The sequence below is a fragment of the Prevotellamassilia timonensis genome, from assembly GCF_021531665.1.
GTDB lineage: Bacteria > Bacteroidota > Bacteroidia > Bacteroidales > Bacteroidaceae > Alloprevotella.
In genome coordinates this window covers 1-13094 of sequence record NZ_JADYUH010000003.1, presented here as the reverse complement: position 1 = coordinate 13094, position 13094 = coordinate 1, and the positions used below count along the sequence as shown (strand labels likewise).

Below are 13094 nucleotides of genomic sequence, written 5' to 3'. Positions count from 1 at the left end.
TGTTGCGCGATACCTTCAAGGGAGTGTTTTTTCTATGCTACGGAGAATCACATTCTCTTCAACGACAACTTGATGACCCTTTCGACGGAGGCGTCGGGCTCTTCGTCAAGAACGGCTGCCACAACCTTGCGCGCCATGGCAGGCGGGAAGCCGAGCACGGCGAGTGCATCGACGGCTTCGTGGGCGATGCCAGACGCTGCCGCCGACTTGGGCGCAGGCGTGTCTGCCAGGGCCATCTCGCCCGAAAGCACTTCGACTTTGTCACGCAAATCGACAATCATGCGAGCTGCCGCCTTCGGTCCGATGCCTTTGACACGCTTGAGCGCAGCAGCATCTTCGCGACGGACCACTTCGATGAGTTCGCTCGGCGTGAAGGAGGAAAGCACCATTCGTGCTGTCTGACCGCCCACTCCGGGCACTGAAATCAGACAGAGGAAGATGGCGCGCTCCTCGCGGGTTGAAAAACCGAAGAGTTGCCAAGCGTCTTCTCGGATGCTCTCATAAACGAACAGCCGAACTTCCTCCTTGCCTTCCAGGGCGGTGAAGGTGTTCAAAGAGATACCTAAGGAATATGCCACGCCGCCGGGGGTGTAAACCACCGCTTCCGTCGGGGTCAGACTATCTATTGTTCCGCGAATATAATCTATCATAACTTACATATAACGGAAAACTGCGTGGCTTATTGTGAAAACGAAGCAGAATTTTCTTTGACGCTGCACGGCGTCAAAACCCATCGAAAAGACTCCGCACGCCTTCGCGAAAGCGCGAAAAAACCTTATTCCAAAAAGCGGCGGTAGAAAGTGACGGCAGAGGGAAGCCAGCGGTTTTGGATTTCCCCTTCGGGAGAGTAGTAGTTCAAAGGCGGCTGAATGGGAAGCCCTTTGGCAAGGTCGCGCTGATACTCGTTGTGAAGCGTTTCGGAAGCATATTCCAAATGACCCGTGACGAAAACGCGACGCAAATCGGCTGTGGCAGCCAGCGAAAGCCCACAGTCTGCTCCCGAGGCGAGCGGCAACGGTGCATCGGCACCGGTGGTCGGAAAGTCTGCGAGACGCACCTCACTGTGGCGGGAATGGGGCATCATGAAACAAGGTGCGAGCGGCTCGAGAAAACGACGACACGCGGGAGCCGTCTTCAACACGTCTTCTCCGGCGGTTTCCACAGGGAAGATGCCGAAACGCTTTTCGGGAATGGCGTGTTTCGGCACACGATTGAAATGGTAGAGCGCAGCCTGTGCCGCCCAGCAGACATAGAGCGTGGAGGGGACGTGACGGTCCGCCCAATCCATAAGTTCGCAAAGCGGTTGCCAATAGCGCACGTCTTCAAAAGCGATTTGTTCCAGTGGAGCACCGGTGACGATGAGGCGGCGCGGCGGCAACTGTCGCAACTGCGAGAAAGAGAGATAGAAGGAACGGATGTAGTCCTCGGAAGTGTGTTTGAAGGTCTGACCGTCCAGGCGAAAGAAACAGAGACGGAGCGAAAGTCCGGTGCGGACACAGACTCGTGCGAAGTCGAGTTCGGTGGTCGGCTTGACGGGCATGAGGTTCAAAACCGCCACGTCGGAGAAGCCGGGGGCTGGCTGAGAGAAAGACTCCAAGGGGACTTCACGTACATCGAAGCCTTCGTTTCTCAAAATTTCTGCTGCGGGAAGATGTTGGGGAAGAAGAATCAAAGCAGTTGGGGTTGATAGTCAAACGGAATTGAAAAAACTGTGCTCACTAACTGATTCATTAAACGTTCATTAAATGAACTTATTGGAGAGTTCCATGAAGTTTGAAAGGAGGAGCGGAGCGGGAAACAAAGAAGGGAATTGTGAATCATTTTATGCGCCCAAACGGAGAGCCGGACGAGCGAAAAAGCCTCAGCATCGTCAGTCCATGAGGTCGCGATAGTCCTCGTAGGTGAAGCGTCGGAGCACTTCGACTTCACCGTTTTGTTTCAAGAGTCGGATGTCGGGAAGAGTGATGCCGTTGAACTGAGTGGTCTTGACGTTGGTGTAGTGCAACATATCCAAAAACTCCACCTCTTCGCCGACTTGCAGCGGATGGTCAAAACGCCAGGCTCCCATGTAGTCTCCGCTGAGGCAACTGTTGCCGCCGAGACGATAGACAAAGTCTCCTTCCTTCGGGTTCTTCGCCTCGCTGTCCTCCACCGAGGCGGCGCCGCGGACGGCGGGCTGATAGGGCATCTCGAGGCAGTCCGGCATGTGGCAGGTGAAACTGACGTTCAAGATGGCGGTGGAGACGCCGCGGTGACACACGACATCGACGACCTGAGCGAAGAGCGAGCCGGTCTGCCAGCCGAAGGCGGAGCCGGGCTCAAGAATGATTTGCAGGTTGGGATAGCGGCGACGCAGCCCAAGGAGTGTTTCTTCGAGCAAAGCGACGTGGTAGCCTTCTCGCGTCAGCAAATGTCCTCCGCCGAGATTCAGCCATTTGAGGCGGGGCAGCCAGCGTCCAAAGCGTTCTTCAAGATGCACCAACGTGCGCGCCAGATTTTCCGCCGAACTTTCGCAGTGACAATGACAGTGAAAGCCCTCGATGGCTGCGGGCAGTTCGTCGGGCAGTTCGTCGGAGAGCACGCCGAAGCGACTTCCCGGCGCACAGGGATTGTAGAGTTCCGTTTCAATTTCACTATACTCCGGATTGATGCGCAGTCCGACGGAGGGTGCGCTGTTTCCCATCTGGTGCAGGCGGGGCAGGAAGCGTTCAAACTGCGAGAGGGAGTTGAAGGTCAGGTGGGAAGAACACGCTGCGACTTGGTCAAAGGTGTCTTCTTCGTAGGCGGGAGAATAAGTGTGGGCTTTCGTTCCGAACTCGTGGAAGGCGAGCATAGCCTCGTGGAGTGAGGAGGCAGTGGTGTGGGAGATGTATTCTCGGAAAATGGGAAAGGTCTTCCAGAGTGCGAAGGCTTTGAAGGCGAGGATGAACTCCGCGCCGGTGTGTTCCGCCACAGATTTGATGAGCGAAAGATTTTTCCGCAGGCGCGTTTCTTCGAGGAGATAGTAAGGTCGGGACATAATAGCAAAAAAAGCGTACAAACAAAACGGACACTGCCGGAGCGACTTCCAAGGACTCAGGAAGTGACGGCAGTGTCCGATATTATCAAAGAGATTCATTCCGGCGGTGTGTCATAATAGCCAATCTGCTGTGTTGCTATCGGATTCGGGCTTGGTCATGTACTTCAGTACACTCCCTGCGCCCTCATCCTCGGCGCCTTGCATCTTAGCCATTCTGACGCACCTTCAAGGGTGAAGCCAAAATGTGCATTTTGACACACCCTCAGGACGAAGTTTACAAATCACATGATGCCGCGTTCACGCAACTTCTTCTGCCAGTTCCAAGCAGAGGAGAGGGATTCTTCGAGCGTGTGAACGGCTTTCCAGCCGAGCACCTTGTTGGCTTTGTCCACGTTGCCCCAAACTTTTTCGATGTCGCCTTCACGACGGGGAGCAATTTCGTAGTTCAGTTTCACACCGGTGCACTTTTCAAACGTGTTGATGAGTTCCAGCACGCTGACACCCTTGCCCGTGCCGACGTTGTAGATTTCGACGGGATCAGCGTTCTTTCCTTCGAGGATGCGTGCCATGGCAGCCACGTGAGCCTTTGCGAGGTCGAGCACGTAGATGTAGTCGCGGATGCAAGAGCCGTCGGGCGTGTCATAGTCGTCACCGAACACCTTGAGGCAGGGACGGATGCCGATGGCAGTCTGTGTGAGATAGGGGATGAGGTTTGCGGGCACTCCGTTGGGCATTTCGCCGATGATGCCGGAGGGGTGAGAGCCGATGGGGTTGAAGTAGCGGAGCAGGATGGCGCTGATGGGGGCACCGCTGTGAACGAAGTCCTGCACGATTTCTTCGTTGATTTGCTTGGTGTTGCCGTAGGGGCTTTCTGCCTTCTTGATGGGAGCTTCCTCGGTGACGGGGAGATTCTCGGGGTCGGGCTGACCATAGACGGTGCAGGAAGAAGAGAAGATGATTCCTTTCACGCCATACTCGGGCATGAGTTTGAGGAGGTTGATGAGAGAAACGATGTTGTTTTCATAGTACATCAACGGTTTCTCCACGCTCTCGCCGACAGCCTTGGAGGCAGCGAAGTGGATGATGCCCTGAATGCCGGGGTATTTCTTGAAGACACCTTCCAGAGCGGGGAGGTCGCAGCAATCGACTTCTTCAAAGGCGGGACGAATGCCCGTAATCTTTTCGATGCCATCCACCACGTCTGCTTTTGAGTTGGAAAGGTTGTCCACAATCACTACCTCATAGCCTGCATTCTGCAGTTCGACAGTTGTGTGAGAACCGATAAAACCGGTTCCGCCGGTCACAAGAATTTTCTTACTCATGGTAATTGTTTTATTTAAGAAATTAGTGTAAGCGTTGCTATTCGTTTGGTTATACACGGCAAAGTTACGGTGTCGCGTTCAAAGAGCAAAGTTTAAATGCTTTTAATTTTGTTTTTTGTCTTGTCTTTGGCTCTTCATGAGCACGGCATAGTAGCCCAATTTGTAGAGTTGGAAAACCCAAAGCGAGGGGTGTCGGCTGAGGAGTTGTCGGCGCAAAAGGGGTTGCGACAGACGGAAGAGGTGTGCCACGAGCCCGGAAAGCCCGACGCGCCGGAGGCTTTGCCAGAGGCGCGAGGTGCCTGCTGTGTCTTGCATGATGCCTGTCAGGCGGGAGAGGGTGCGGAGCGAGGCTTCGGTCTTGGCGAGGAAACTTTCGTTGCTGTCAATGCCGAGATGCCCCAAAGGGTTATTGATGATGCGCGCCGAAATGCCCTGCTCGCGGAGCGTGAGACCGAAGAGCGTGTCTTCATAGCCATACTCCTCACATCGTTCGTCAAAACGCTGGGAAGCAACGGCGCGACAATCCAGCCAGGCGTTGAAAGTCGAAAAGTGGTGATAGGCATCGTCCGCCTCGCTCTTCTGACTCTGCGCGGCACGTCGCCGACGTTGCAGTTCGGCATGTTGTTCATAGCGAAAGCGAAGTTCGTGTCCCCGCTGTTTGGGAACGGCGGAGGTCAGTCCACCGACCAGGACGGACGCTTCGGCGCGCCGCTGCCAATAGGTCGCCAGGAAACGGGGGCTGATGAGCGCAGCGTCGGCATCGGTGATGAGGACGAAGCGATGGCGCGCTTGGTCGAGCAGGAAGTTCCGTGCGCGGGCTCTGCCAATGTTTTTCTCTCCTTCAAAAACTCGGACGCCGGGGACACGGTGCAGTGAGCGGTTGGCTTGGAGCGTCACGACATCGGTGGAGGCATCGTCAAAAAGAAGAATCTCATGCTCCACCCCACCCTCTTCCGCCGAGAGGGCGCGGAGTTGTTCGGAGAGTCCGCGAACGTAGGCGGAGCAGTCGTAGTTATAGACCGGAATGAGCACCGAGATGCCGTCTTTGAAAGTCGTGTCCGTCATGAAGAAAAACTGACAGAAAGAAGTTTGGAAACAAAGCAGCGAGCGAAGTCACTTCAAAAGGAAAAGTGGACCTCACTCGCTTCTTTTAACGAAACCGACCTACACATTATTATATGTAAGTCGGCGAAAATTCATTTTGGGTTTGTGTCGGAGAAGGATTAGGCGAGAGCTACCTCGATGTCCTTTTCAACTTCTTCAATCACGAGTTTACCTTCGCGGAGCAACCATCCCAAGCCGAGATAGAGTTCTTTGTCAGTGCGAAGTTTTGCAGCTTTTTTCAATTCTTTGCCTGTGAGTTTGCCGCCTTCGTTGAGGGCTTCCCAAATCTTTCCGGCAAATGCACCGGTCTTTTCTTCAAACATAATTAGTTTTGAATTGGTTAATAAATGAAGGAAATATTAAAAATATAATCTTTTGAGGGACGCGTTTCCGGATTCTCTTTCCGGGAGTTTCTTTCGCAACTCTCTGAAACGCACTGCAAAATTAGTTCATTTTGGCAAACACTGAGAAATAAAATCACGTTTTTTTGTTGTATTTCAAGCAGATGAGTGAATCAACCGGCGTTTTTGCGCACCGAACTTGACAGAAACGCGCCTTTTTTCCAGAAGGAATGAAACGCAAAGCCTTTCTTTTGTCTTCATTGCGGAAAAAAAGATATGTGTAAATTTGTCACCGCGTTGCCCACACGTCTTGCTGCGAACAACACACTGGGGCAACGTTCCCGCACAACGAACTTGCAAACAATCTATGCTACACGTCTATAAAGCCTCTGCCGGCTCCGGAAAAACCTATCGTCTCGCGCTCGAATACCTCACCGCCGCTCTCGGAAGCGAAGATCCCGGCGAATTCCGACACATCCTTGCCGTCACCTTCACCAACAAGGCGACGGGAGAGATGAAAGACAGAATCCTTGCCTATCTCTTTGACATCGCCCGCGGCACGGGCGACCTGAACTTTGCGGCTTCACTCGCCCAAGAAACAGGACTTGCCCCGAGCCTACTCGCCGCACGAGCCGAAGCGCTGCTCAAAGCGATTCTCCACGACTACGACAACTTCCGGGTTCAAACCATTGACGCCTTCTTTCAAGCGGTGCTGGCAAACATGAGTTACGAACTCGGACTCATGCGCGGCTTCCGAATCGACCTCGCCGACAAGGAAATCATTGCGAAGGCGGTGGACAAACTCCTCGCCCAGACAAACCCGGAGAAGGGATGCGCAGACGAGAAAAAACTGATGGAGAGCCTGGTGGCTTACATGGAAGAGCACATCGAGGACGAACAGGGGTGGAACATTTCTAAATCGCTCAAATCCTTCGCCGGCTCAAACCTCTTCCGAGACACCTACCTCCGCCACGAACGTGAAATTCGAAAAGTGACGGACGACCCACAGAAAATGAACGACCTGCGACGATGCCTCCGCGCGGCAGAGAAGGAAGAGACCGAGAAACTGCACCAAGAGGCACAGGCTTATCAAAAGATACTGCAAGAACTGCCGTTCGACTACACCGCCTTCTCGCGCGGAAAGTCTCTGATGACATACGCTTCAAAAATCGCCGACGGCGACTTCATCACCGAACCTTCTGCCACGCTCTTGAAAAACATGGAGGACTCCTCGACGCTGGTGAAGAAAGCGGATGCGAAGAATGGGGACATGCTCACCGCCGCCGAAACGGTTTCCGAAAAACTTGGCGGACTGGAACAGAGACGGAGGAACGCAGCACTGACGCTGACGAGCATTCGGCTCACGCTGCAGTTGCTCTCGCCGCTGACCCTGCTGACCCACGTGGATGCCGAGGTCGAAGCCGCCAACCGTACCGCCGGACATTTCATGCTTGCCAAAACGCCCGTTTTGCTCGGAAACATGGTGAAGGGGAGTGACGCCTCGTTCATCTATGAGCGCATTGGAACCACCCTGCGCCACGTCATGATTGACGAATTTCAAGACACCTCGCAAATGCAGTGGGACAACTTCCGAATGTTGCTTGACGAGTTGGTGGCAAGCGGGCAGAAATGCGTGGTGGTCGGCGACATCAAACAGAGCATCTATCGCTGGCGCGGTGGCAGTTGGAACATTCTCTCTGCCCTCGGTCCGAACTCGAAGCCTCCCGCCGCGGTCTTCAACACGAAAGGTCAGTCCTTGGACGCTCCCGCCAAAGAGGGCGAAATGCCCTGCGACACGAACTTCCGCAGTCTGCCGAACGTGGTGGATTTCAACAATGTCTTCTTTCAACTGGCTGCTGCCCATTTGGACGAGCAGTGGAAGAAGAGCGGCGCGACGAAGCCTTTGAACATGGCGAAACTCTATGCCGACGTCGTGCAGGAACCACGCAGTGGACGCAACGGCGGACTCGTCAGCGTGTGTCTGCCGCCCTCATCGATGAGCAGCGAGGCGGTGCTGGAGCATCTTCATGCCTTCATGACTGACCTTCATGAAAATCAAGGTGTCCCCTACGGCAAGATGGGCATCCTCGTGCGCTACAACAACGAAGCGGCATTCGTCGCCTCTCACTTTTCGGTTCATCATCCCGACGTACCGGTTTCCTCGGATGAAGCCTATCACCTCCTCTCCTCCCCTGCCGTCTTGATGCTCGTCGCGGCACTGAAATGGATTGCAAACGAGGAGCGCGCGCTGCAGCAGGCGGTCTTCAATCGGCAATGCGAACTTCTGCTTCTCCCCTCTCACGACCTGTCGGAACTGGCTGACGAATCGCTCAAGGACATGCCGCTCTTTGAACTGTGTTCCAACCTTGCCGAACGCTTCGGACTCAGCGAAGACTCACCGGAGCGGGCAGCGCACGGTCAGTCTGCCTATCTGTTTGCCTTCTTCGACCAAGTCCTGGAATTCCTTTGCGAGCATTCCTCGGACATCACCCGATTTTGTGCCTGGTGCGACGAAAACCTCGCTTCAAAATCTGTCCCGAGCAACACGGAGAACAGTGACGCCGTTCGCATCTGCACCATACACAAATCAAAAGGTCTGCAGTTCCACACGGTTTTCATGCCCTTCGCGGATTGGGCAATGGAGACGCGCCGCCCGGAGGACGTGCTTTGGTGCACACCGCCGAAAGAACTCTCGCCCTTCAACCAACTGCCCTCAGTGCCGGTTGGAACTTACGCCTCCAAGACGGTCACCGCTTCGATTTATGCGGAGGACTATCTGACTGAAATCGCACAGCAACACATCGACAACCTGAACCTGCTCTACGTCGCCTTCACTCGTGCCGTGGCACACCTCTGCATCTGGGGCACACCGAGAAAAAAGGGGGGGGACATGGCGACGCTGATGGCGGAAGTTCTTCCCGAAACAGGGCTGGAGCAGGTGGAACTGGAAAACATCTTTGAGTGCTGCGAAGAGGAAGCCACCGAAGAAGATGACAACACCACCGACAACGACGAAGAACAGAAAACACCCGAACCGATTCTTTGTTTCCTCAGCGGCGAACCGGTCAAATGGGAAGAAAAAACGAAGGAGCAGTCCGCCAACCCCTTTGGCGAGAACAGTCTCCCGGTCCTGCCGGTAGCGCTGCAGCCCAAAGCGCCGCAAGTGACGTTGCTGCAGTCGAACGCCGCGCGCACCTTTGCCGAGAACCTCAAAGGTGCCGCCGAGAACGGCGATGGAGAGTCACCCGCCAACGACATGGCTTTCGGTGCGGCGTGCCACCGAATCTTGGAGAATGTGCGCACCGCCGATGACTTGGAAAAAGCGGTTCGCGCAGCCCGCGACGAGGGACTCTTCGCACGGCGCTCCGAGGCAGACCACATTCAAAAACTGCTCGCCAAACGCATCGCCGCACCCCACGCACGAAAGTGGTTCGACGGAACCTACGAACTCTACAACGAGTGCGCCATCCTCTTCCGAGACGCTGCGGGGAGACCCGTGTCAAGACGACCCGACCGCGTCATGGTGAAAGAGAAAGAAGCGGTGGTGGTGGACTACAAATTCGCACGTCCCACCGAAGCGCACCGACGCCAAGTCGCCCAATACGTCGAACTCCTGCGACGAATGGGATACGAAAAAGTCAGCGGCTTCGTCTGGTATGTACTCCACGACGAACTCCGCGCCGTCTGAACCCTCTAAATCATCATATACCTTAATTATATATAGGACTCTTTAGGTACACATATAGGACTCCTTATTATATATATATACGCCTCACGCTCTTACATAGTCCCCATGAACTCATTCCTTTCTTTGGTCGCCGAAGACCTGAAACGACGAATCGGACACGATTTCAGCCACACGCTCGTCATCTTTCCCGGAAAACGCCCCGCCCTCTTCCTCAACGAGAGCCTCGCAGCCGACCAACCCATCTGGACACCGCGCTACCTCACCATCGCGGAGTTCTTCCGCTCGCTCTCGACGCTGCGCGTCGCAGACCCGATTGAGACGGTCTTCCGACTCTACGCCCACTACGTTCGCCTGACCGACAGCACACTCGCGCCGGAACTTTTCTATGGCTGGGGACAACGCATTCTCTCTGACTTTGACGACGTGGACAAAAACATGGCACCGGCAAGCAAGGTCTTCGGAGACCTCAAAGAACTGGAGGAACTCGTGGACGACAGTTTCCTCACTCTCGAACAGCGAGAGGAACTGCGACGTTTCTTCGCGGATTTCGAAAAGGGGAAATCGGTGCTCCGCGAACGCTATGCCGCACTCTGGCAGAACCTCCTCCCGCTCTACGAAGCCCTGCGCTCGGAACTCGCGGCGGAGGGGCTGGCATACGAGGGGCAACTCTATCGCGACGTGGCGGAACAACTGAAGAACGGAACACTCGAACCGCCACAAACCATCCGACACATCGCCTTCGTCGGACTCAACGTCATCGACCGTGCCACACAAACGCTCTTCGACGCACTCAAAGCACACGGGGAGAAAAAAGGATGGAAGGACTACGTGCTCTTCTACTGGGACTACGACGATTCCTACGTGCAGGACGAGGCTCACGAAGCGGGACTTTTCATGAGACGAAACCTCGCCCAAAATCCGTCTGCACTGCCCGAAAAATGCTTCCACAATTTCTGCACCCCCGAACCGGCGCGCCACATCACCATCGTGGATGCACCGGGAAGCGTGGCACAAGCGCACCACGCCGCGCTCTGGCTGAAAGACCGACAGCACTTCGCGGCGGAGCAGGCAAGAAAAACTGCCGTCGTCCTCTGCGACGAAACACTCCTGCAACCCATGCTCAACACCCTACCCGCTCAGGTGAAGGAGGTGAACGTGACAAAGGGTTTCCCGCTGAGTCAGACACCGGCGTTCGACCTCGCCACACGCATGGTGGAAAACGGCAGTTCACTGGCGGAAATATACCAAGCCCTGCAAAAAGAAATGATTCGTCAAAACGAAGACACCGAAGAGGACAACGAAGAAAACATAACTTCCGAAAGCACGACCACTTCCGAAAACACGGACGCCGGCAAAACTTGGTTGGAGAATCTGCGCTGCGAATCTACCTATCGCTGCCTCACTGCCGTCGCCCACCTGATGGCGATGGAAGAAGAGGGGAACTTGCCCCTCGGCGACGAAAAAATGAAAGGACGACTACTCCTGACAGTGCTGAGAACGCTGACTGTGCCTTTCCACGGAGAACCTCTCTCGGGATTGCAACTCATGGGGGTGCTCGAATCGAGATGCCTGGACTTCGAACACCTCATCCTCCTTTCCGTCAACGAAGGAAAACTCCCAACGGAGGAGGCACAGAACTCTTTCATTCCCAGACTGCTCAGAAAACGCTACGGACTGACAACCGCGGACCTCACCACCGCAGTCTTTTCCTACTACTTCCACCGCCTCCTGCAACGCTGCCCCGACGTGGAGATTGTCTTTGACTCCTCCACCTCCGGCATGAACCGAGGAGAAATGAGCCGCTTCGTTCGAGCACTCTGCGTGGAGAGCCCACACCCCATCAGCCGACTCACCCTCGAAGCACACCCACTTCCGAAACACCGCATCTTGGAAGAAGGAAAGAAGCCAAAAGACATGAAATTGGAGAGATTGTCGCCCTCTGCCATCAACACCTATCTGCGATGCCCACTCTCCTTCTACTTTCACTATGTCTGCAAACTACCGGACACAACGCCCGCCGACGCCGTCATCCTACCTCAAGACTTCGGAACGGTCTGCCACAAAGCAGCGGAACTCTTCTACCAACCCTTGCTCGGCAAACCTCTCACACCGACAAACTTAGCACCTCTCGCCAAAGAAAAAAAACGACTCCGAGAACTCGTCGAAGAAGCGTTCCACACTGAAAACATCACCGCACCGCCTCTTGCTCACGAAGCGGTCATGCGATACCTGGAACGCCTCCTCGCCTACGAAGCCGGACAAACGCCTGCCGAACTACCCGCCACGAACTTCACAGTCTGCGAGGCGGAAAAAAAGGTGGAACGAAAAATCACGGTCTGCGTCGGAGAAACAGAGAAAACCATCACGCTCAACGGTATCATTGACCGACTCGACCTGGCGCAAATCGAAGGACACAACGAAATGGTCTGGCGCATCGTGGACTACAAAACAGGGGGACACGTCGAAAAAGCAGCGGACGTGGAAGCGCTCTTCCAATTTGACGAGGAGGGACACCCGCACCCGCGCTATACCCTACAAACCTGCCTCTACGCCTACATGCTCCTCGGATGCAAAGACGCTGAGAAATATGTCGCACGACCGCTCATGCCGGCACTCTTCTTCATTCACCGCGCTGCAGCAAAAGACTATAATCCCTACCTCAACATCGCTAAAGAAACACTCCGAGACTTCCGAAGCATCGCAGCGGAAGTGGAGGCAAACCTACGCGCGCTCTTTGAAGAGATTCTCAATCCGGACATCCCCTTCCAACCTACCTTGAACGAAAGAAACTGTAAGCAATGCAACTACCGAAAACTCTGCGGAAGATGACGGAATAACGGTGCGAAAAAGACTGCGGAATAACAGTGCGAAGAAGACTGAGGACGTAACAGTGCGAAGAAAACTGCGGAATAACAGTGCGAAAAGACTGCGGAATAACAGTGCAAAGAAGACTGCGGACGTAACGGTGCACCACTGAAACTCGTCATGAAGAAAATGCACCGGCACGCAGCATCTACATACATAAATAAAGGGGAAATAAAAATCCTGCAAACCCTACACAGAACCCTACATTTTCTTCGTATCTCGCTGATTCTCCGCGTGTTACGATGTGTAGGGTTTGAACCAAAAATCCTACACAAACCCTGCATTGAACCCTACATGGGAACTAAGAGACAAAGAGACAAAGAGACAAAGAGAGGAAGAGTTGGAGAGAGGAAGGCAAAGAAAAATTTGAGGAAGGCAAAGAAAAATTTGAAGAAGGCAAATAAAAATTTGAGGAAGGGAAAGAAAAATTTGAGGAAGGGAAAGAAAAACTAGGGGAAGGCTAAGAAAAATTAGGGGAAGGGAAAGAAAAACTAGGGGAAGGCTAAGAAAAATTAGGGGAAGGCTAAGAAAAACTAGGGGAAGGCTAAGAAAAACTATGGGAAGGCAAAGAAAAATTTGAGGAAGGGAAAGAAAAATTTGAGGAAGGGAAAGAAAAACTAGAGGAAGGGAAAGAAAAATTTGAGGAAGGCAAATTTTAACCGGGTGCGCTCCTAATTTTTCCTAGGTGCGCTCCCAGTTTTTCTTAGGTGCGCTCCTAGTTTTTCTTAGGTGCGCTCCTAGTTTTTCTTAGGTGC

General features: G+C 54.0%; 9 protein-coding genes. 3 read left to right on the top strand and 6 right to left on the bottom strand.

From position 1 onward, the window contains the following. Positions 1 to 47: 47 nt before the first annotated feature. The 6 genes from ruvA to I6E40_RS01315 all read right to left on the bottom strand — a co-directional run bounded on the left by ruvA (position 48) and on the right by I6E40_RS01315 (position 5768). Positions 48 to 650 carry a Holliday junction branch migration protein RuvA gene (gene ruvA / locus I6E40_RS01340; protein WP_235385056.1) on the bottom strand — a complete coding sequence of 201 codons (603 nt, stop codon included), beginning with the start codon at positions 648 to 650 and terminating at the stop codon, positions 48 to 50. Positions 651 to 775: 125 nt separating this feature from the next. Continuing rightward, entirely contained in the window at positions 776 to 1672 is an 897-nt protein-coding gene (locus I6E40_RS01335; RefSeq protein WP_235385055.1) for a homoserine O-acetyltransferase/O-succinyltransferase family protein, read from the bottom strand. Between the two features lie 198 nt (positions 1673 to 1870). Beyond that, on the bottom strand, positions 1871 to 3019 hold the full coding sequence (gene nspC, locus I6E40_RS01330; protein WP_235385054.1) for a carboxynorspermidine decarboxylase: 1149 nt from the start codon (positions 3017 to 3019) through the stop codon (positions 1871 to 1873). Positions 3020 to 3300: 281 nt separating this feature from the next. Then, positions 3301 to 4341, bottom strand: a complete 1041-nt coding sequence (gene galE, locus I6E40_RS01325; protein WP_235385053.1) for a UDP-glucose 4-epimerase GalE — start codon at positions 4339 to 4341, stop codon at positions 3301 to 3303. Positions 4342 to 4443: 102 nt separating this feature from the next. Next, positions 4444 to 5406 (bottom strand): glycosyltransferase family 2 protein, encoded by a 963-nt coding sequence (locus I6E40_RS01320; protein ID WP_235385052.1) that lies wholly within the window; start codon positions 5404 to 5406, stop codon positions 4444 to 4446. A 158-nt stretch (positions 5407 to 5564) separates the two neighbouring features. Next, on the bottom strand, positions 5565 to 5768 hold the full coding sequence (locus I6E40_RS01315; protein WP_235385051.1) for a winged helix-turn-helix domain-containing protein: 204 nt from the start codon (positions 5766 to 5768) through the stop codon (positions 5565 to 5567). Positions 5769 to 6153: 385 nt separating this feature from the next. Between I6E40_RS01315 and I6E40_RS01310 the strand changes: the two genes are divergently transcribed. The 3 genes from I6E40_RS01310 to I6E40_RS01300 all read left to right on the top strand — a co-directional run bounded on the left by I6E40_RS01310 (position 6154) and on the right by I6E40_RS01300 (position 12792). Continuing rightward, positions 6154 to 9474, top strand: a complete 3321-nt coding sequence (locus tag I6E40_RS01310; RefSeq protein WP_235385050.1) for a UvrD-helicase domain-containing protein — start codon at positions 6154 to 6156, stop codon at positions 9472 to 9474. A 105-nt stretch (positions 9475 to 9579) separates the two neighbouring features. Beyond that, entirely contained in the window at positions 9580 to 12303 is a 2724-nt protein-coding gene (locus tag I6E40_RS01305) for a PD-(D/E)XK nuclease family protein (RefSeq protein ID WP_235385049.1), read from the top strand. Between the two features lie 330 nt (positions 12304 to 12633). Continuing rightward, positions 12634 to 12792: a hypothetical protein gene (locus I6E40_RS01300; RefSeq protein ID WP_235385048.1), complete on the top strand. Its 159-nt coding sequence runs from the start codon at positions 12634 to 12636 to the stop codon at positions 12790 to 12792. Positions 12793 to 13094: the final 302 nt, after the last annotated feature.

Coding starts and splice junctions, on each gene's coding strand:
- ruvA (WP_235385056.1), bottom strand. CDS start 650: ATGATAGATTATATTCGCGGAACAATAGATAGTCTGACCCCGACGGAA.
- nspC (WP_235385054.1), bottom strand. CDS start 3,019: ATGTCCCGACCTTACTATCTCCTCGAAGAAACGCGCCTGCGGAAAAAT.
- galE (WP_235385053.1), bottom strand. CDS start 4,341: ATGAGTAAGAAAATTCTTGTGACCGGCGGAACCGGTTTTATCGGTTCT.
- I6E40_RS01320 (WP_235385052.1), bottom strand. CDS start 5,406: ATGACGGACACGACTTTCAAAGACGGCATCTCGGTGCTCATTCCGGTC.
- I6E40_RS01315 (WP_235385051.1), bottom strand. CDS start 5,768: ATGTTTGAAGAAAAGACCGGTGCATTTGCCGGAAAGATTTGGGAAGCC.
- I6E40_RS01310 (WP_235385050.1), top strand. CDS start 6,154: ATGCTACACGTCTATAAAGCCTCTGCCGGCTCCGGAAAAACCTATCGT.
- I6E40_RS01305 (WP_235385049.1), top strand. CDS start 9,580: ATGAACTCATTCCTTTCTTTGGTCGCCGAAGACCTGAAACGACGAATC.
- I6E40_RS01300 (WP_235385048.1), top strand. CDS start 12,634: ATGGGAACTAAGAGACAAAGAGACAAAGAGACAAAGAGAGGAAGAGTT.